The 18,542-nt window shown below is 71.8% G+C and carries 18 protein-coding genes and 2 tRNA genes; 3 read left to right on the forward strand and 17 right to left on the reverse strand.

The window, feature by feature from the left end; all coding sequences use genetic code 11:
• Positions 1-234: 234 nt before the first annotated feature.
• The 5 genes from OG689_RS20905 to OG689_RS20925 form a co-directional block, all read right to left on the reverse strand.
• Complete coding sequence (locus tag OG689_RS20905; protein ID WP_266327311.1) at positions 235-906, reverse strand: class E sortase; 672 nt, start codon at positions 904-906, stop codon at positions 235-237.
• Between the two features lie 149 nt (positions 907-1,055).
• Positions 1,056-2,105 carry a class E sortase gene (locus tag OG689_RS20910; RefSeq protein ID WP_266322440.1) on the reverse strand — a complete coding sequence of 350 codons (1,050 nt, stop codon included), beginning with the start codon at positions 2,103-2,105 and terminating at the stop codon, positions 1,056-1,058.
• Between the two features lie 4 nt (positions 2,106-2,109).
• Entirely contained in the window at positions 2,110-2,772 is a 663-nt protein-coding gene (locus OG689_RS20915) for an aminodeoxychorismate/anthranilate synthase component II (protein WP_266322441.1), read from the reverse strand.
• A gap of 57 nt (positions 2,773-2,829) precedes the next feature.
• Entirely contained in the window at positions 2,830-3,006 is a 177-nt protein-coding gene (locus OG689_RS20920; RefSeq protein WP_190211525.1) for a hypothetical protein, read from the reverse strand.
• A 104-nt stretch (positions 3,007-3,110) separates the two neighbouring features.
• The gene (locus tag OG689_RS20925; RefSeq protein ID WP_266322446.1) at positions 3,111-3,869 is read right to left on the reverse strand and encodes a DUF881 domain-containing protein; all 759 of its coding nucleotides are present in this window, start codon (positions 3,867-3,869) and stop codon (positions 3,111-3,113) included.
• A gap of 213 nt (positions 3,870-4,082) precedes the next feature.
• On the opposite strand from OG689_RS20925, the gene crgA reads away from it, so the two are divergent.
• A complete protein-coding gene (gene crgA / locus OG689_RS20930) occupies positions 4,083-4,337 on the forward strand; it encodes a cell division protein CrgA (protein WP_073929226.1) in 255 nt (84 codons plus the stop codon).
• Positions 4,338-4,882: 545 nt separating this feature from the next.
• Here the strand turns inward: crgA and OG689_RS20935 are convergent.
• Positions 4,883-5,878: a rhomboid family intramembrane serine protease gene (locus OG689_RS20935; protein WP_266322450.1), complete on the reverse strand. Its 996-nt coding sequence runs from the start codon at positions 5,876-5,878 to the stop codon at positions 4,883-4,885.
• Positions 5,879-5,964: 86 nt separating this feature from the next.
• Positions 5,965-6,489 (reverse strand): peptidylprolyl isomerase, encoded by a 525-nt coding sequence (locus tag OG689_RS20940; RefSeq protein WP_266322452.1) that lies wholly within the window; start codon positions 6,487-6,489, stop codon positions 5,965-5,967.
• Positions 6,490-6,777: 288 nt separating this feature from the next.
• On the opposite strand from OG689_RS20940, the gene OG689_RS20945 reads away from it, so the two are divergent.
• The gene (locus OG689_RS20945; protein ID WP_266322454.1) at positions 6,778-7,731 is read left to right on the forward strand and encodes a DUF5324 family protein; all 954 of its coding nucleotides are present in this window, start codon (positions 6,778-6,780) and stop codon (positions 7,729-7,731) included.
• 75 nt (positions 7,732-7,806) lie between these two features.
• Here OG689_RS20945 and OG689_RS20950 read toward each other — a convergent pair.
• From OG689_RS20950 to OG689_RS44840, 7 genes are all read right to left on the reverse strand, one after another.
• Positions 7,807-7,879 (reverse strand) — tRNA-Ala (locus tag OG689_RS20950).
• A 162-nt stretch (positions 7,880-8,041) separates the two neighbouring features.
• Entirely contained in the window at positions 8,042-8,173 is a 132-nt protein-coding gene (locus OG689_RS20955) for a DLW-39 family protein (RefSeq protein WP_211785814.1), read from the reverse strand.
• A gap of 391 nt (positions 8,174-8,564) precedes the next feature.
• A complete protein-coding gene (locus OG689_RS20960) occupies positions 8,565-8,861 on the reverse strand; it encodes a DUF6191 domain-containing protein (protein WP_266322458.1) in 297 nt (98 codons plus the stop codon).
• Positions 8,862-9,100: 239 nt separating this feature from the next.
• Positions 9,101-9,868 (reverse strand): hypothetical protein, encoded by a 768-nt coding sequence (locus tag OG689_RS20965; RefSeq protein ID WP_266322460.1) that lies wholly within the window; start codon positions 9,866-9,868, stop codon positions 9,101-9,103.
• A gap of 462 nt (positions 9,869-10,330) precedes the next feature.
• Positions 10,331-10,404: transfer RNA gene (locus tag OG689_RS20970), tRNA-Ile, on the reverse strand.
• A gap of 16 nt (positions 10,405-10,420) precedes the next feature.
• The gene (locus OG689_RS20975; protein ID WP_266322462.1) at positions 10,421-11,824 is read right to left on the reverse strand and encodes a cyclopropane-fatty-acyl-phospholipid synthase family protein; all 1,404 of its coding nucleotides are present in this window, start codon (positions 11,822-11,824) and stop codon (positions 10,421-10,423) included.
• A 260-nt stretch (positions 11,825-12,084) separates the two neighbouring features.
• Positions 12,085-12,405 (reverse strand): DUF3566 domain-containing protein, encoded by a 321-nt coding sequence (locus OG689_RS44840; protein WP_323189312.1) that lies wholly within the window; start codon positions 12,403-12,405, stop codon positions 12,085-12,087.
• Here OG689_RS44840 and OG689_RS44845 point away from each other — a divergent pair.
• Entirely contained in the window at positions 12,404-12,673 is a 270-nt protein-coding gene (locus tag OG689_RS44845) for a hypothetical protein (RefSeq protein ID WP_323189313.1), read from the forward strand. The two genes, OG689_RS44840 and OG689_RS44845, sit on opposite strands and share 2 nt — an antisense overlap.
• Positions 12,674-12,991: 318 nt before the next feature.
• Here OG689_RS44845 and gyrA read toward each other — a convergent pair whose 3' ends face one another.
• The 3 genes from gyrA to OG689_RS20995 all read right to left on the reverse strand — a co-directional run bounded on the left by gyrA (position 12,992) and on the right by OG689_RS20995 (position 18,472).
• Positions 12,992-15,598 (reverse strand): DNA gyrase subunit A, encoded by a 2,607-nt coding sequence (gene gyrA, locus OG689_RS20985; protein WP_323189314.1) that lies wholly within the window; start codon positions 15,596-15,598, stop codon positions 12,992-12,994.
• Positions 15,599-15,654: 56 nt separating this feature from the next.
• Positions 15,655-17,679 carry a DNA topoisomerase (ATP-hydrolyzing) subunit B gene (gyrB, locus tag OG689_RS20990; RefSeq protein ID WP_266322464.1) on the reverse strand — a complete coding sequence of 675 codons (2,025 nt, stop codon included), beginning with the start codon at positions 17,677-17,679 and terminating at the stop codon, positions 15,655-15,657.
• A 268-nt stretch (positions 17,680-17,947) separates the two neighbouring features.
• Positions 17,948-18,472 (reverse strand): DciA family protein, encoded by a 525-nt coding sequence (locus OG689_RS20995; RefSeq protein WP_266322466.1) that lies wholly within the window; start codon positions 18,470-18,472, stop codon positions 17,948-17,950.
• Positions 18,473-18,542: the final 70 nt, after the last annotated feature.

The following is an 18,542-nucleotide window of genomic DNA, read 5'->3' on the forward strand; positions in this document are numbered from 1 at the left end:
GCAGCACCGGGAGTGATCGGCAACGGTGTGATCGGCGCGGGGGAGGGCGACCCCGGGACGGCAGCGGGCCGGTGACGGTCGGTCGGGTCCGCCCGGCCGCCCGGACGACCGTCTGCGGCCCGCGAAGGGCCACCCCGGCCCCGCAGGCCCCTCGGCGTCGCCCGGGCCCGCAGAGCGCCCTCCAGCGGCCCGGCGACGGACGCGGAGGGCCGCGGCCGGACCGCCGGGCCGGCCCTAGCGCAGCTCGGCCGGCGGCGTCCGCGCCGCGTCCACCGGATCCACCCGCACCAGGCTGCCCCAGACCGCCATCCGGTAGCGCGAGGTGTAGACCGGCGTACAGGTCGTCAAGGTGATGTAGCGCCCGGGGGAGTGGTACGACGACCCCTCGGGCACCGGCGCGACCACACCCGTGTCGTACTTGGACGTCTCCGGCAGCGTCTCGTCCACCCGGTAGACGTACCAGCTGTCCTGGGTCTCCACCACGATCGCGTCACCCGGCTTCAGCGCGTCCAGGTCGTGGAACTTGGCGCCGTGCCCGTCCCGGTGCGCCGCCAGCGCGAAGTTGCCGCTCTGCTCCCAGGGCATCGCCGAGCGGTACGGCGTCTCGTACACCCCGGCCACCCCCTCGGCCAGCGTGGCGGCGTCCGTGCCCATCCGGATCAGCACCTGGTAGCCCGCGCCCATCGCCGGCACGTGCAGGAACCCGACGCCGTCCCCCGCCGCGTAGGTACGAACCGGCGGCGCGGCGGACGGCGGCGCCGACCAGGCGCTGCGCAGCTTGTCGGCGGCCAGGTCGGCGGTGCGGTCCGCCTGCACGTTCGTCCACCACAGGGAGTAGGTGGCGAACAGCGCCAGCAGCAGCCCGAGGGTGATCAGCAGCTCGCCGAACACCCCGAGCGCCACCATCGCGGGCCGCCGCCGGGCGGACCGGCCCGCCGGCGGGGCCGCCGGACCGTCCCCGGCCTCGTCCGCGAGTCCGTCCAAGGGGTCCGTCGACTGCTGGCTCACGCTGTTCCGCCTCGCTGTGCTCGGGGCCGCGGCCGGGCCGCCGCCGGCTACTGACCACCCGTCAGCGCGGCGGGCTTGCCCTCACCGCGCGGCCGCTCCTCGACCATCTTGCCAAAGACGATCAGCCGGTACTTGGAGGTGAACTCCGGTGTGCACGTGGTCAGCGTGATGTACCGGTCGGCCTTGGTGAAACCGGCGCCCTTCGGGACCGGCTGGATCACCCCGATGTTCGACGGCGGCGTCTCCGGGATCCCGCTGGTCACCTCGTACGTGTAGTACGCGGTAGCGGTCTCCACCACGATCTTGTCGCCCTTGACCAGCTTGTTGATGTACCGGAACGGCTCGCCGTGGGTGTTGCGGTGCGCGGCCAGCGCGAAGTTGCCCGCCTTGTCCGCGGGCATCGCGGTACCCGTGTAGTGGCCCACCAGGCCCTTGTCGAGCACCTGGGCCTTGCCGGTGCCCTCGGCGATCGGCACCGTCAGCCCGAGCTTGGGCAGGTGGATGATCGCGAAGCCCTTGCCCGGCGCGAAGGCCTCCGGCGGCTTGTTCGGGTCCGGTGCCGGAGCCCCGGCCCCCGGCTGGGCCGCCGCGTCGAACTGGTGCTCCAGCTGGCTGCGCGCACCGCTCGCCGCAGCGTCCGCCTGCACGTTCGTCCACCACAGCTGGTACGAGACGAAGAGCAGCATCACCAGGCCGAGCGTTATGCACAGCTCGCCGATCATCCGGGCGAGCACCACGCCCTTCGGCTCCGCGGGCCGCTGCCCGCCCGCCGCGGCCCGCCCGGCCGCCCGCCGCCGACCACTGCCCGAACGCACCGCGAGGCGCCCCTGGGCCGCCCGCCGGCGCTCCGCCCGGCCACCGCCGGGCACGGGCGCACCGGCCGTCAACGCGGCCTCCGGGATGGTCCGCAGCTGAAGGGTCTGGTCGGCCAGCCACGGGTACTCGGGCATCTCCTCGGCCGGGTACGGCTCGTAGACCCCCCAGCCGTCCGGCTCCGCGTCGGCGCGGCCGCCGGCCGCCGGGTAACCGCCGGGAGCATCCGCGCCGTACGCGCCGCCCCCGGCCTGTGCGCGGCCCTCCGGGCGCACCGCCGTCACGTCCTCAGCCCCGACCGATCACCGGGGCGAGACCGGCCGAGCGGCCCACCGCCTCCGGATCGCCGCACTGTGCCAGCCAGTTGGCGAGCATCCGGTGCCCGCCCTCGGTGAGCACCGACTCCGGGTGGAACTGCACACCCTCCACCGGCAGTTCCCGGTGCCGCAGCCCCATGATCACGCCGCTCTCCGTCCGCGAGGTGACCACCAGCTCGTCCGGCACGGTGGCCGGCTCGACCGCCAGCGAGTGGTAGCGGGTCGCGGTCAACGGCGAGGGCAGGCCCTCGAAGACCCCGCCGTCCTCGTGCGTGACCAGCGAGGTCTTGCCGTGCAGCAGTTCGGGCGCCCGGTCGACCACCGCGCCGTACGCCACCGCGATCGACTGCAGGCCCAGGCAGACACCGAAGACCGGCAGCCCGATCCCGGCGCAGTGGTGCACCATCTCGATGCAGACCCCGGCCTCCTCCGGCGCACCGGGGCCGGGCGAGAGCAGCACCCCGTCGAAGCCGTCGGCGCCGTCGCGGCGCACCGCGTGGCCGACCGTCACCTCGTCGTTGCGCACCACCTCGCAGGTGGCGCCCAACTGGTACAGGTACTGGACCAGGTTGAAGACGAAACTGTCGTAGTTGTCCACGACCAGGATGCGGGGCGAGGTCGGCGGGGTGGTCATACGCACGCTACTCCGGTGAGATGCGGGGACTTGTGGGGTGGGAGGACGCGACACCGGTCAGCCGGCGCCGCCCTCCGGACCGTCCACCGTGACGTCGCCGAAGGGCAGCAGCGGCTCCGCCCACGGGAAGACGTACTGGAACAGGACGTAGACCACCCCCAGGACGAGGAGCAGCGCGAGGACGGCCCGGACCAGGGTGTTCCCCGGCAGATGGCGCCAGATCCAGCCGTACATGGTGCTCCCTCGACGTAAAGGTTGGGCTCAAGACTAGACCGCGCACCGGGCCGCGGCGGTTCCCGTCAGCCGCTTCGGCCCCGGCGCCCACGGTCCGGCGCCGTTCACTGGCCGCTCGCCGAACGCAGGTCCACCGTGCCGGAGTAGCCCGGCACCGACAGGTCCCCGCTCTCCTGGACCTTCCAGCCCAGGCCGTAGGCCTGCACGTACTGCAGGTAGTTGCGGATCGTCGGGTCCGCCTCCACCGCCGACCGCAGCGCCTCGGTCCGCCCCACCGCCCTGATCACGTACGGCGGCGAGTACACCCGGCCCTGCAGCAGCAGGGTGTTGCCCACGCAGCGCACCGCGCTGGTCGAGATCAGCCGCTGGTCCATCACCTGGATGCCCTCGGCCCCGCCCCGCCACAGCGCGTTCACCACCGCCTGGATGTCCTGCTGGTGGATCACCAGGTCGTTGACGCCCGGCGCGGGCACCCCGGGGATGCGCGCGGTCGCGTTCGGCGGCGCGTCGTTCAGCGTGACGGTCAGCCCGGGACCGGCCAGCGGCTCCAGCGCGGAACCCTGCTGCAGCGCCCCCAGCAGGGCGGCGTCCGCCGGACTGCCCTGCTGCTGGGTGAGCTCCTCGGCCCGCTCCTGGAGATCGGCCAGCTGCGCCTGCGCCTGCTGGTTCTGCGCACTGCGCTGGCGTATGACGTCGCTCAGCCGCAGCAGCGAATCGTCGGTCCGCAGATCGGTGCCGCGGGCGGCGTGCGCGCTGACGTAGAAGAGCAGCCCTGCCAGTGCGAAGACGGCGCAGGTCAGGGCACGCCCGACAATTCGGGTGCCGCCGGCACGGGTGGGGGCAGGTTCAGGGAGAATCGACAAATTCGGCACCGTACCCTTATCTCCTTCGGACCCGCCGAACCACTACGCTAACGGACGCCGGTGGCATGTGCGGAGCCCCCGGCAGGTATGCCCCCCGGGCCCGCCCGGAGCATTCCTGCCGTACGGCGCCCCGCACACCCGGTCCGTCCCCACCGCCGCCCCGCCCCGCTGCACCCTGCGCGGTCTCACAGCGCATCGACAGGAGAGCTCCTCGTGCCGAAGTCTCGACTCCGCAAGAAGTCCGACTACACCCCGCCGCCGTCCACGACGACCGCGGTGAAGCTCAGCTCAGGCCGCAGCTGGGTCGCCCCGCTGATGCTGGCGCTGTTCCTGGTCGGCCTGGTGTGGATCGTCACCTACTACGTGACGAGCGGCAGCTACCCGGTGGAGAGCTGGCGCAACTGGAACATCCTGGTGGGCTTCGGCTTCATCGCGGCGGGCTTCGGCGTCTCCACCCAGTGGAAGTAGGCCCGGCGAACTGAGCCCGGCCGGCCGCCAGGCCCCGTGCTCCCCCGCTGCGCCACGCCCTGCCCCACCCGGCCCGCCCCGGCCATGCACTGCCCCGCCGTGCCCTCGACCGCCCTGTTCCGCCGGGCGGCGCGCAGGGCTGCCCGGCGCTGCCCTGTGCTGCCCGGGTGCCGTCATCGGCGGCCCGGCCGGCCGCTCGGCGCGCCTGCCGGGGGCGCCGCCGCCATGGTCCGCGGTCACACCTTCCGCTTATCCACATGGTTATCCACACTGGGGAAAAGTCTCCCCAGCCTGTGGATAACTTTCCCGGACCGCGCTGTCCACAGGGTCGCCCCGCACCCCGCCGACCTCGGAGCGACACAGCAGGACGCGCGTAGAACGACCACGTGCAAACCGCTGTGCGAAACACTTGTGCACAGCGCCCCGCCCGCTGTGGACAACGCCTGACCCCGCCTCAGAGCACAGGCCGCGGCCGGACACCCGCACGGGAATCGATCGGACGTCCGACCCCGGCATCCTGCCGGCCGGCCCGGCGCCCCGCCGGCTCAGCCGTTGAGCAGAGCCGTCTGCAGCACCACCGCGCCGACCACGACGCCCAGCATCAGCAGCACCGCCGCCCCCTGGACGAGGTTGCGGCGCTCCCGCGGGGCGTACATCAGCCCGAAGCCCATGGCCGCCCCGGCCAGCAGTCCCCCGATGTGCGCCCGCCAGTCGATCCCGGACACCGAGAACGTGATCACCAGGTTGAAGACCAGCAGGGCGATCACCGGCCCGAGCGGTGTCCTGGTCCGCAGGAACAGCACCACGGTCGCCCCGAACAGTCCGAAGATCGCTCCGGACGCCCCGAGCGAGTTCATGTAGTCCCCGGCGATCAGGTACGCCAACGCGCTGCCGGCCAGCCCGGACACCAGGTAGAGCGCCAGGTAGCGGATACGCCCGAGCGCCTGCTCCAGCATCGGCCCCATCCACCAGAGCGCCAGCATGTTGGTCGCGATGTGCCAGATGGCGATGTGCAGGAAGGTCGCGGTCAGCAGCCGGTACCACTGGCCCGGCCCCTCCGCGACCCCGTGCGGCCAGCCGTCGTACCGCGGGCTCACGCTGAGCAGCGAGAGGTCGTTCGCCAGCCAGGGCTTGTAGACGTAGGCGGCCAGCAGGAAGACCACCAGGTTGATCCCGATCAGGATCTTGGTGACCAGCGCGCCGTCCCGGACCGGCTGCCCGCCGAAGCGCGTGGTGGCCTTCCGGGCCGCCGCCTGCCCCCCGCCGGCGACGCACTCCGGGCAGTGGAAGCCGACCGAGGCGCTGACCATGCACCGGGGGCAGATCGGCCGCCCGCAGCGGGCGCAGCCGATCGCGGTCTCCTGCTCGGGGTGCCGGTAGCAGCCGGGCAGCGGCGGGTGCGCGGCGCCGGGCGGCCCGGAGCCGTCCGCGGCCCGGTCGGGCCGCCCGCCCGGCGGCCGAGGTCCGTCCGCCGGCTGGTCGTCCCGGCCGGCCGGCCGCTGGGGCCGGTCCGCCGGCTGCTGGGGCTCATCCGGGAGCATCCGGGATTCCCTTCTCATGGCCGATCCCGGTGACGCCGCCGCCGTACGGGGCACCACCGGGATCGCCAGGCTACTGCGGGTCCGCGTCAGCGGCGGGTGATCTCGACCGACTCGATCACGACATCGTCCACCGGGCGGTCCTCCGCCTTGGTGGGCGTCGCCGAGATCTCCTGGACGACCTTCCGGCTCGCCTCGTCGGCGACCTCGCCGAAGATGGTGTGCTTGCGGGTCAGCCAGGTGGTCGGCGCCACGGTCACGAAGAACTGCGAGCCGTTGGTGGCGGGGCCGGAGTTGGCCATCGCCAGCAGGTAGGGCTTGGTGAAGGCGAGGTCCGGGTGGAACTCGTCGGCGAACCGGTAGCCCGGGCCGCCGGTGCCGAGCCCGAGCGGGTCCCCGCCCTGGATCATGAAGTTCTCGATCACGCGGTGGAAGATCGTGCCGTCGTACAGGCGGTCCTTGGAGGTCACGCCGGTGCGCGGGTGGGTCCACTCCCGACCGCCCTCGGCCAGCTCCACGAAGTTCGCCACCGTCTTGGGGGCGTGGTTCGGGAAGAGCTTGATCACGATGTCGCCGCGGTTGGTCTTGAGAGTGGCGAACAGTTCCTCGGCCACGGACTGCCTTCCTGTCTACGTCGTTGACAGCAGAAATCATCCCACGCCACGACCACGGGTGAGCCGTACATCTGTACGAATACTCCCCCCTGGGTCGCCGCCTGCCCGCCCGACTCCGGCCGCCGCGCCGCCACCCGGCACCCGCGCGGCACCCGCGGGCCGGACGGGACGGATCCCGGCGGCCCCGCTTACGGCCCATCCCGGCGTGCCGGTGGACAAATCGGGATGCATGATCAGCTATCAGGTGGATATGTGCATAAGTGGACGCCACCGAGGAGGAGAGATCTCGTGACCCGTTTGGACTCAGCTCGTGAGACGGCCGACAAGACCAAGGAGACCCTCGCGCCCTACGCCGCCAGCGCGAAGGACACCGCGCTGCACCTCGCGGGCGAGGCCAAGCAGCGCGTAGGCCCCGCGCTGGAGGCCATCGGCCCCAAGGTCGGCGAGACGGCCGAACGGGCCTGGAGCGGCGCGACCAACACCGCACGCAGTGCCCGCACCCAGTACGACAAGCACCTCGCGCCCCAGTTCGGCCAGGCCTTCTCGCACCTGCCGCCCGAGGCGCAGCAGAACGCCCTCAAGGCCTTCCACCGGGCCCAGGAGGCCGCCCTGGCCGCCCGGCTGTCGGCCGCGAAGATGGCCGGGCAGACCAAGGCCACGATCGGGCCCAAGGTCGCCCAGGCCGTCGAGGAGGCCCGCAGCACGGTCGTCCCGGTCGCCCAGGAGGCGCAGATCCGCGGCGCCGCGGCCCTCACCGCGCTGCAGGGCCATGTGACCGCCTCCGAGATCAGCGACCTGGCCGCCAAGAACGCCAAGAAGGAGCAGCGCAACGGCTGGGCCACCGGCCTCGCCGTGGCCGGGACCCTCGCGGTCGGCAGCGGTGTGATCGCCTGGCAGTGGTGGCGCCGGCAGAGCAACCCTGAGTGGCTGATCGAGCCGCCGGCCGTCCAGGCCTCGCCGAACACCACCCACGGCAGCGGCAGCGGCAGCGGCAGCGGATCCACCGGCGCACACGCCACCGGCAGCACCGGCAGCTCCGCCGCGGCCGGCGGCACCGCGAACGGCAGCCCCACCGGCGGGGGATCGACAGCCCCGGTCAACGGCTCCGGACCGGCCGACCCGACCGACCGGCCGCCCACCGACTCCACCACCCCCAAGCCCGGCCCCACGCCGCCGCCCCCCGGCAAGCCCGGCCCCGGCGACGACCACCCGAAGCCGCACGACCCGCGCAAGCCGCACTGACCGGGCTCCCCGCGGAAAACGCAATCGGCCGCCGACCTGATCACAGGTCAGCGGCCGATTGCGGATCGAACACTGTGGAGCTTAGGAGACTCGAACTCCTGACATCTGCCTTGCAAAGGCAGCGCTCTACCAACTGAGCTAAAGCCCCGTGACGGCACTGTGCGCACCGTCAGGCACTAGCGTACCGGGTCCTGGCGCGAATCCCACCTGGGTATCCCCCGCAGCCGTGCACAGGCCAGGACGGCCCCAACCGTCGGGCTGGGGCCGACCGGCCCGGGGAGCACCGTGGGTGCTCCCGAAGATCGTCGATTCAGCGCGCGCCGGCCGGCACCGGGTCGGTGGCCTCGGTCCACAGATCCTGCTCGGCGCGGTCCGCCTGGACCTGACGGTAGACAAAGAAGCCGCCGAGGGCGACCAGGGCGACCAGGAGAAGCTTCTTCACCGCGGGACCTCGTCCTTCTTGCGTTGCGAACTCGGCACCAATGGCTCCGGCCGGAGTGGCCGGACGGCGAGTCCGGGAAATTTCGAGCACGAACAGGCAGCCGGAGTGGCAGACCGCCTTGCGGCCGATGATACACACCGGTGTCCCAATCGTGACCAGCCGCCACCGGGCCAACCGGCCGGTCCGGCGGCGGGATTGACGCCATGCCCCCTGTCGTACGGTCGGCCCGGCGCACCCGGACGGCCCCGCCGCCGTCCGGCGCGGGGTCACCTCTCCGTCGGCCCTCCAAGGGGCCGTCCCACCGCCTCCCGGGCCCGCCGGCGGGCCGGTCAGGTGGCGGGCCCGATCCGGTCAGGTCAGGTCCGGTGGCAGGGCATGGTCCTCGCTGCTGTCACCTCTCCTGCGGGATCCGTACGACGGCCCGGCCGCCGTCCAGGTCGACCTTGGTCCGGGGCGGGGCGCCCTCGCCCTCCTCGTCGCGCAGCATCAGCGTGGTCTTCCGCTGCTCCAGCTCGTGCTGCTTGCCCGCCGCGAACTGCGCGTGCAGCTGCTCGAAGCCGGTGGCGGACACCTGGCCCTCGCGGCCGGTACCGCGCCACGGAATCCACCGCGACCGCCGCGCGCGCAGGGCGAGCTGGTCGACGAAGGCCATGATCACCAGCGCACAGACCAGTCCCGGAATACTCATCGCCCAGAAGAGCGCCACCTCGACCACCTCTCCGCGGACCCGACGGCCACACCCACCAGTAGACCCGGCAGGCCCGGGCGCGTCCAGGGCCACCGGCCCCCGACAGGCGCAGTGACGCCGGACGGGCTGCGGGCAGGCCGGACCGGAGGCTGGACGAGGCGCGGGCCCGGAAGGGTTCGGGACACCGGCGGGACGTACTGCCTGCGGCCCGCCGCCGGCGCCCCGAACCCGTTCGAAGGTCAGGCGCGGCGGCCGCGCCTCAGCTCGGCGACGTCCCGCCGGATCGCCGTGACGTCCCCGCGCACCGCCCGCAGGTCGTCGCCGTACCGGCAGAGCCGGTCACCCATCGCCATGATCACGGCGCCGTGCGCGTCGAGCCGGCTCTCGATCCGGCTCAGCCGCTCCTCCGTGCCAGGACTCCCCGCGGTCGCGGGGTCACTCCCCCGGACCGGCTCGAACGGCTCCAGCCCGTCGATCCTGCGCCGCCAGGCCTGCCCGGCCGGGTCGTCACGCAGCGACTCGTACTCGTCCCGGTGCAGATCCTGCCGCCGGCGTCGGGGCGGCGCCGCCCGGAAGACCTCCGGTTCCGACCGCACCCCGGGGCGCGCCGTCGGACGCGCCGTCTCCTCGGCGTCCAGCAGGTAGCTCCGGACCCGGCGGGCCACCGGACTGTCCCGCAGCAGCATCGCGACGTTGAGGACGGCCCGCCGCGGGAAGACCCCCAACCAGGGGGTGCGGGGGTCGATTCCACTCAGGGCCTTGAATTCCCTGAGTTCCTGACCAGCCAAAACGCGGTAGCCGCCGCGCTCCAGCTCCTCCCGGTGGTCCTTCACATGAGACTTGACCGCCTCCAGCGGGACCTCGTAGTAGTCGGCCACCATCCGGGTGGTGGCGTGCACCCCGTCGGGGAGCAGGGCGAGGATCTTGACCTTGTCGAGCGCGTCGACGCGCTCGCTCAGACCGTCGCGCAGGGTGCGCGACTCCAACAGGGCAGCTTCCAAGGACATGGGATTGCCTCCTTGGTCGAAGGGATGTGGGCGGCCCGATCACCCAGGGCACGCGGGGCCGAACATCCGCCGGCAGGAGCAGAGGTCGCGCTTCGTCCACAGATCCCATGACCGGTTCTGACGCCCGGCTATCCCCAGATTCACAGCAGTTTCGAGTCGTCCCACCCAAGTTGCCTCTGCGCACCCGGTACAACGAGCGGGATCCCGGCCGGGTCACGCCCGGCGACTCAGGTTCTCGGGGGACACAGCCCCCCGAGTCGGGAAAGCACGGACGGGGCGGCGGCGGAGACATTCCTCGGCGGATTCCGGGCCGGGCCCCCGCCCCTCACCACGGTGTGACGTCCGCCTCATCGGAAACCCGGCCGGCCCTCTGCGCGGTGCGAATCACCGCCGGCGTACCGGGTGGGCGGGCGGAAAGACGAAACGCCCCGGATGGAGATCCATCCGGGGCGTTTCCGCAGGTGGGCCTAACAGGACTTGAACCTGTGGCCTCTTCCTTATCAGGGAAGCGCTCTAACCGTCTGAGCTATAGGCCCTTGCCGCACTGAAAGATTAGCGGACCGACGGCCGATCTCCCAAATCCGTATCCGCGACACCCCCGGGGCCGTCCGCGGGGCGGCCGACGGCCATGTGCAGCTCAGGGCGCTGCGGGCGGGCGAGCCACTGCTCGCGGGTGGCCGGCAGGCCCGCCGAACCCTCGACGGGGGTGCGGACCGCGAGGACCTGGTTGACCCCGATGCGGTTCTCCTCGAAGGCCAGCGCGGACGCCGCCATGTACAGCCGCCAGACCCGGGCCCGGCCGCGGCCGACCTGACGCACGGCCTGCCCCCAGTTGGCCTCCAGGTTGGCCACCCACTCGCGCAGGGTCAGCGCGTAGTGCTCGCGCAGCGACTCGACGTCCCGGACCTCGAAGCCGGCCTCCTCCAGCAGCGAGACCGTGGAGCCCACCGGGGACAGCTCACCGTCGGGGAAGACGTACCTGCGGATGAACGGGCTCAGCTCGTAATGCTCGCCGGACGGGAGCGGCCGGCGGGAGATCTGGTGGTTGAGCAGGCGCCCGCCGGAGGCCAGCAGGCGGTACAGCACCGAGGCGTACGTCAGGTACTGGACCGAGCCGACGTGCTCGGCCATGCCGACGCTGGAGATGGCGTCGAAGGGGCCGTCCGGGATCTCGCGGTAGTCCTGCAGGCGGACCTCCACCCGGTCGGCCAGACCGGCGTCCGCGATCCGCCGGCGGGCCAGCGCCACCTGCTCCTCCGAGATGGACACCCCGACCGCCTCCACGCCGTAGTGCGTGGCGGCGTGGATCAGCAGCGAGCCCCAGCCGCAGCCGACGTCCAGCAGCCGCATCCCCGGGCGCAGGCCCAGCTTGCGGCAGATCAGGTCGAGCTTGGCCTCCTGGGCGGCCTCCAGGCTCTTCGCCTCGGGCGTCCAGTACGCGCAGGAGTACACCATCGAGGGGCCCAGCACGAGGCTGTAGAAGTCGTTGCCGACGTCGTAGTGGTGGCTGATCGCCGCGCGGTCCCGGCTGCGGCTGTGCAGCCGGCCCCGGACGGCACGGGCCTCCTCCGGCGGCGGGGTCGGCTGCAGGCCCAGGGCACCGATCCGCAGGGCGGTGCGCAGCAGCTCCCGCCCCTTGGGGCCGACCGCGTCGCCGACGCCCAGGTTCAGCTGCCGGATCTCCGGCCGCTCGGCGAAGTGCGCGACGGCCGACAGCACCTCGTAGAGGTCGGTGTCGGAGGCGATCTCGATGTCCCCGGCGACGTAGGCCCGGGCCAGGCCCAGCTCGCCCGGCTGCCAGACCAGCCGGCGCACGGCGCGACGGCTGCGCAGCACCAGGGTGGGCGCGCCCGGCGGGCCGGCGATGCTGCCGTCCCAGGCCTGGATCCGCAGCGGCACCGGGACCCCGACCACGGCCTCCAGCGACCCGACCATCTGCCTTGCGAGCTCAGCCATTGCGCGCCTCCGTCCAGCCGTACGGCTGCCTTTGTCTGCGACCTGCCTGCGACCTGCGTCCTCGCGCACCGCGCGTCCCAGCTAAGCCCACAGCGGCTGTCGCGGAACCCGGCGGCACGCCGGGGCCCGACGCCCGTCACCCGAACGCCGGGTGGCCGGACGACCCGCGCCCCGAGCCCTGGGCCCGCCCTGACGACAGCGGGCCCCGAAGGCTGCAACAGCCTTCGGGGCCCGCTCATTCCGCCGGAAGTGACTGGGTGTCAGTCCTCTTCCGCGAGGGTCAGCTCGACACCACCGGTGAAGCCGGCGGCGGTGTTGTAGATGAACGCCGACAGGGTGGCCAGCGCGGTCAGCAGCACCACGTCCACCACCGCGATCAGCACGGTGAAGCTCATCACCTTGCCGAAGCCGACGTAGTCCATCAGGTTCAGGCCGCCGGTGGTGTCCGAACCCGTGACGTCCTTGAGGGTCTTGCTCAGCGAGTCGAAGACGCCCAGCGAGTCCAGGGTCATCCACAGCACCGCGGCCGCGACGATCAGGATCACGCCGACCGCGAGCGACAGCAGGAAGCTGACCTTCATGACCGACCACGGGTCGGCCTTGGTCACCCTCAGCCGGGCCTTGCGGGTCCGGCCGGTGCCCGCCGCCGCTGCCGGGGCCGGACGCCGTGCGGCGCCGCCCGCCGCGGGCGCCGCGGGGCCGGCCGGACCCGCCGGCGCCCCCGCGTTCACCCGCGTGCCACGGGCCGGCGTGGGCTGGCCCTTCGCGTACGTGGTCGGCTGCGAGAACCCGCTGCCGCCCGCCGCCGGCGCGGCCGGCGGTGCCGGCGGCGGTGGCGGCGTGCCGTAGCCACCCGCCGCACCCGGCTGACCGCCCGAACCGACCGGGGGCATCAGCGAGGTGGACGCCGCCGGGTGCTCTGCCGGAGTCTGCGGCACACCGCCGTACGGCATGCCGCCCTGCGCTGCGCCCGGACGGCCGCCTGCGGCGCCTCCCGCAGCACCCGTGGCTCCACTCACCCTGGTCCTCCCGCACTCACCGCCAGGCCGGTGATCACCGGCCTGGTTCGTCACTCGTCATCCAGCGCCCGGCGGGATTGCCCGGTACTGGTCGGCCGCCCGTACCGCCGCGCGCCAGGCGCGCGGCGGTACGGGCTCCGTGGCCGGGTCAGGCCTGGGCTTCCTCGCCGCCCGCCGTCTCCGTGCCCTCCGCAAGCTCGGTGGTGTCCGACTCGGCCACGCCGGCCTCGTCCTCCACCGCCTCCTCGTCCTCCGCCTCCGCGTTGCGGGCCATGCCCACCACCGCGTCGCGCTTTCCGAGGTTGATCAGTTGGACGCCCATCGTGTCACGTCCGGTTTCACGTACTCCCGAAACCCTTGTGCGGATTACACCACCCGAGAGGGTGATCGCCATGATTTCGTCGGTGGAGTCGACCACCAGCGCGCCCACCAGCGACCCGCGACCCTCGACGATCTTGGCGGCCTTGGTCCCGTAGCCGCCGCGCCCCTGGACACGGTACTCGTCCACGCCCGTCCGCTTGGCATAGCCACCGTCGGTCGCGGTGAACACGTAGGTGCCCTCCCGGACGACGTTCATCGACAGCAGCTCGTCGTCCTCGCGGAAGGACATGCCCTTCACCCCGGAGGTGGCCCGGCTCATCGGGCGCAGTGACTCGTCGGTGGCGGTGAAGCGGATGGACTGCGCCTTGCGCGACACCAGCAGCAGGTCGTCGTCGGCCGAGACCAGCTCGGCACCGATCAGCTCGTCGTCGTTGCCGTGCTCGTCGGTCCGCAGGTTGATCGCGATCAGACCGCCGGAACGCGGGGAGTCGTAGTCCTTGAGCGGGGTCTTCTTGACCAGGCCGGCCCGGGTCGCGAGGACCAGGTACGGCTTGTCCAGGTAGGTGCGCACCGCCATCACCTGGGTGATGTGCTCGTCCGGCTGGAAGGCGAGCAGGTTGGCCACGTGCTGACCGCGGGCGTCGCGCCCGGCGTCGGGCAGCTCGTAGCCCTTGGCGCGGTAGACCCGGCCCTTGTTGGTGAAGAAGAGGATCCAGTTGTGCGTGGTCGTCACGAAGAAGTGGTCGACCAGGTCGTCCTGCTTCAGCTGCGCGCCGCGGACGCCCTTGCCGCCGCGCTTCTGCGAGCGGTAGAGGTCGCTGCGGGTGCGCTTGACGTAGCCGCCACGGGTGATCGTGACGACGATGTCCTCCTCGGCGATCAGGTCCTCCACGGACATGTCACCGTCGAAGGGGATCAGGGTGGAGCGCCGCTCGTCGCCGTACTTCTCGACGATCGCGGTCAGTTCCTCCGAGATGATCTCGCGCTGGCGCGGCGGCGAGGCGAGGATCGCGTTGTACTCGTCGATCTTGCGCTGGAGCTCGTCGTGCTCGTCCATGATCCGGCGGCGCTCCAGGGCGGCCAGCCGGCGCAGCTGCATCTCCAGGATCGCGTTGGCCTGGAGCTCGTCGATCGACAGCAGACCCATCAGGCCGCTGCGGGCGGCGTCGGCGCTGTCCGAGGCCCGGATCAGCGCGATGACCTCGTCGATCAGGTCGAGCGCCTTGAGCAGGGCGCGCAGGATGTGCGCCCGCTCCTCGGCCTTGCGCAGCCGGAAGGTGGTGCGGCGGACGATGACCTCGACCTGGTGGGTGACCCAGTGCCGGATGAAGGCGTCGAGCGACAACGTGCGCGGCACGCCGTCGACCAGGGCCAGCATGTTGGCACCGAAGTTGGTCTGCAGGTCGGTGTGCTTGTACAGGTTGTTCAGCACCACCTTGGCGACGGCGTCGCGCTTGAGCACGACCACCAGCCGCTGACCGGTGCGCGAGGAGGACTCGTCGCGGACGTCGGCGATGCCGGCGACCTTGCCGTCCTTCACCAGGTCGGCGATCTTCAGCGCCAGGTTGTCCGGGTTGACCTGGTAGGGCAGCTCGGTGATCACCAGACACTGCCGGCCCTGGATCTCCTCGACCTCGACCACCGCGCGCATGGTGATCGAGCCGCGGCCGGTGCGGTAGGCGTCCTCGATGCCGCGGCGGCCGACGATCAGCGCACCGGTCGGGAAGTCCGGGGCCTTGATCCGCTCGATCAGGGCCTCCAGCAGTTCCTCGTTGGAGGCCTCGGGGTGCTCCAGCGCCCAGAGCGCGCCGGAGGCGACCTCGCGCAGGTTGTGCGGCGGGATGTTGGTCGCCATGCCGACCGCGATGCCGGTGGCACCGTTGATCAGCAGGTTGGGGATGCGGGCCGGCAGGACGGTCGGCTCCTGCGAGCGGCCGTCGTAGTTGGCGGCGAAGTCGACGGTCTCCTCGTCGATGTCGCGCATCATCTCCATGGCGAGCGGCATCATCTTGCACTCGGTGTAGCGCATGGCCGCCGCCGGGTCGTTGCCCGGGGAGCCGAAGTTGCCGTTGCCGTCCACCAGCGGCATCCGCAGCGACCACGGCTGGGCCAGGCGGACCACGGTGTCGTAGATCGAGGTGTCACCGTGCGGGTGGTAGTTGCCCATCACGTCGCCGACGACGCGGGCGCACTTGTAGTAGCCCTTCTCGGGGCGGTACCCGCCGTCGTACATCGCGTACAGGACGCGCCGGTGCACCGGTTTGAGGCCGTCGCGGACCTCGGGCAGCGCGCGGCTGACGATCACGCTCATCGCGTAGTCGAGGTAGGAGCGCTGCATCTCGGTCTCGAGCTCGATCGGCTCGACCCGGGAGACGAAGACGTCGGTGGTGGTGCTGTCCGGCTGCTCGCCGTCGGGACGGTTCTCGTCGACCACTGGTGGTCAGTTTCCTTTCACGCGTGACTGGACGGTACTGGCGGGGGCGGGCCCCGTCAGACGTCCAGGAAGCGGACGTCCTTGGCGTTGCGCTGGATGAAGGAGCGGCGGGCCTCGACGTCCTCGCCCATCAGGACGGAGAAGAGGTCGTCGGCACGGGCCGCGTCCTCCAGGGTGATCTGCTGCAGCAGCCGGTGCGCCTGGTCCATGGTGGTGATCCGCAGCTCCTCGGCGTTCATCTCGCCCAGACCCTTGAAGCGCTGGATCGCGTCGTCCTTGGGCAGCCGGCGGCCGGCCGCGATGCCGGCGGCGATCACCGAGTCCTTCTCGCGGTCCGAGTAGACGTAGTCGAAGTCGTCCCGGCCCCACTTGATCTTGTAGAGCGGCGGCATCGCCAGGTAGACGTAGCCGGACTCGACCAGCGGGCGCATGAAGCGGAACAGCAGGGTCAGCAGCAGCGTACGGATGTGCTGCCCGTCGACGTCGGCGTCCGCCATCAGGACGATCTTGTGATAGCGGAGCTTGGACTCGTCGTAGTCCTCCTGGATGCCGCAGCCGAAGGCCGAGATCAGCGCCTGGACCTCGGTGTTCTGCAGCACCTTGTCGATCCGCGCCTTCTCGACGTTGAGGATCTTGCCGCGGATCGGGAGGATCGCCTGGGTGCGCGGGTCGCGGCCCTGCTTGGCCGAGCCGCCGGCGGAGTCACCCTCGACGATGAAGATCTCGCACTCGGACGGGTCCTTGGACTGGCAGTCGCTCAGCTTGCCCGGCAGCGAGGCGCTCTCCAGCAGCCCCTTGCGGCGGGTCAGGTCGCGCGCCTTGCGCGCGGCCACGCGCGCGGTGGCGGCCTGGATCGACTTGCGGATGATGTCGCCGGCCTCGACCGGGTGGCGGTCCAGCCAGTCGTTCAGCTGCTCGTGCACCACCTTCTGGACGAAGGTCTTCGCCTCGGTGTTGCCGAGCTTGTCCTTGGTCTGGCCCTCGAACTGCGGCTCGCCGAGCTTGACCGAGATGATCGCGGTCAGGCCCTCGCGGATGTCCTCGCCGGAGAGGTTGTCGTCCTTCTCCCGGAGCAGCTTCTTGTCCCGCGCGTAGCGGTTGACCAGGCCGGTCAGCGCCGCGCGGAAACCCTCCTCGTGGGTGCCGCCGCCGTGGGTGTGGATGGTGTTGGCGAAGCTGTAGACGCCCTCGGTGTACGAGGTGTTCCACTGCATCGCGATCTCCACCGAGATCGACTTCTCCTTGTCCTCCTGCTCGAAGTCGATCACGGAGGGGTGGATCACCTCGCCCTTGCGGGAGTTGAGGTGCGTGACGAAGTCGGCGATGCCGCCGTCGTACTTGTACGTGACCGAGAGCGGCGTGCCGTCCTCGTCCGCGTGCTCCGCGCGCTCGTCCGTCAGCGCGATGGTCAGGCCCTTGTTGAGGAAGGCCATCTCCTGGAAGCGGCGCGACAGCGTCTCGAAGGAGTAGACGGTCGTCTCGAAGATGTCCGGGTCGGCCCAGAAGGTGACGCTGGTGCCGGTCCGGTCGGTCGACTCGTGCTGGGCCAGCGGGGCGGTCGGGTCGCCGAGCTTGTACTCCTGCGTCCAGCGCGAGCCGTCGGTGTGGATCTCCACCGCGAGCCGGGTGGACAGCGCGTTCACGACCGAGACGCCGACGCCGTGCAGGCCGCCGGAGACCGCGTAGCCGCCGCCGCCGAACTTGCCGCCCGCGTGGAGGACCGTCAGCACGACCTCGACGGCCGGCTTCCCCTGGCTCGCGACCATGCCCACCGGGATGCCGCGGCCGTTGTCGACCACGCGCACCGCGCCGTCGGCCAGGATCGTGACGTCGATGGTGTCGGCGTGCCCGGCCAGCGCCTCGTCGACGGAGTTGTCCACGACCTCGTACACCAGGTGGTGCAGGCCGCGCTCGCCCGTGGAGCCGATGTACATGCCGGGGCGCTTGCGGACGGCGTCGAGGCCCTCCAACACCTGGATGGCGTCGGCGTCGTAGGCCTTTCCGGTCGCCGGGTCGATGGGTTCTTGGGTCTGGCTGGGGTTGCCGGAATCGGCCACGAAGCGCCCTCTCTGGCACAGCACGGGCCGCATCCCCTCCCACTGGACGGGAGGGCGTGCGACCACGGCGGTTCGACTCGGTTGCTACAAGCAACAGTGTTTGGCTTTCAGTCTACCGGTACGACTGACAGAGATGGGCGTTTGGCAGCCCCTGAGGGCAGATATGCCGCCCGAAATCCCCTCTGGACATGTCCCGATACTCGCCCCGGGGCTCCAGAGCGCTCAAAAGGGCCGCCAGCGGTTCCGGAGGTCCCCCGTCCGCGAGACCCGCGGACGGGCCGACCGGACGGTCTCACCCCCAGGTGTCGCCGGGCCCCTTGCTCCCGGGCGCGCGCAGCCGCCCATAGCCTCTGACCGGCGCCGCCGGGCCCAGAACCTTGATCACCTTCACCGTGCCGTGCCCCAGCTCGTGGTTCAGCCGGGCCACCAACTGGCGTGCCAGCAGACGGAGCTGGGTCGCCCACGCGGTCGAGTCGCACTGCACCGTCAGGACGGCCGTCGCCTCCTCGTAGTGCTTCGGCTCACAGTGCGCCGAGATGTCCGGCCCGACGATCTGCGGCCAGCGCCCCATCACCCCGCCCACCGCCGCCGGCGCCTCCCAGCCGCGCTCGGTGATCAGCCGGTTGAGAGCCGCCCCCAGCGGCACCGGGTCCCGGCCGTCCGCCCGGGCCCCGCTGCGCAGGCCGTGCCGCTTGGCCTCGCGCTTCTCCCGGACCTGCTCCCCGCGCCTGCGGGCCTGCTCCTTGGCGGCCCGCAGGGCCACCCGCGCCAGATCCACGCCCGAGGGCTCGGGGGACAGCTGCGCCGGATCACTCACGACGATCTCCTTCCCCAGGCTGTGGACAGGCCGTCCAGCTTACGAGGTACGGGGGGCATCCGGGCCATGA

Source organism: Kitasatospora sp. NBC_00240, assembly GCF_026342405.1.
GTDB lineage: Bacteria > Actinomycetota > Actinomycetes > Streptomycetales > Streptomycetaceae > Kitasatospora.

Bases quoted from the DNA above. Each gene is read 5' to 3' on its own strand.
- OG689_RS20905 (WP_266327311.1), bottom strand. From the start codon at position 906: ATGGTGGCGCTCGGGGTGTTCGGCGAGCTGCTGATCACCCTCGGGCTG.
- OG689_RS20915 (WP_266322441.1), bottom strand. From the start codon at position 2,772: ATGACCACCCCGCCGACCTCGCCCCGCATCCTGGTCGTGGACAACTAC.
- OG689_RS20920 (WP_190211525.1), bottom strand. From the start codon at position 3,006: ATGTACGGCTGGATCTGGCGCCATCTGCCGGGGAACACCCTGGTCCGG.
- OG689_RS20935 (WP_266322450.1), bottom strand. From the start codon at position 5,878: ATGCTCCCGGATGAGCCCCAGCAGCCGGCGGACCGGCCCCAGCGGCCG.
- OG689_RS20960 (WP_266322458.1), bottom strand. From the start codon at position 8,861: ATGAGTATTCCGGGACTGGTCTGTGCGCTGGTGATCATGGCCTTCGTC.
- OG689_RS20965 (WP_266322460.1), bottom strand. From the start codon at position 9,868: ATGTCCTTGGAAGCTGCCCTGTTGGAGTCGCGCACCCTGCGCGACGGT.
- OG689_RS20975 (WP_266322462.1), bottom strand. From the start codon at position 11,824: ATGGCTGAGCTCGCAAGGCAGATGGTCGGGTCGCTGGAGGCCGTGGTC.
- OG689_RS44845 (WP_323189313.1), top strand. From the start codon at position 12,404: ATGACCGACCACGGGTCGGCCTTGGTCACCCTCAGCCGGGCCTTGCGG.
- OG689_RS44840 (WP_323189312.1), bottom strand. From the start codon at position 12,405: ATGAAGGTCAGCTTCCTGCTGTCGCTCGCGGTCGGCGTGATCCTGATC.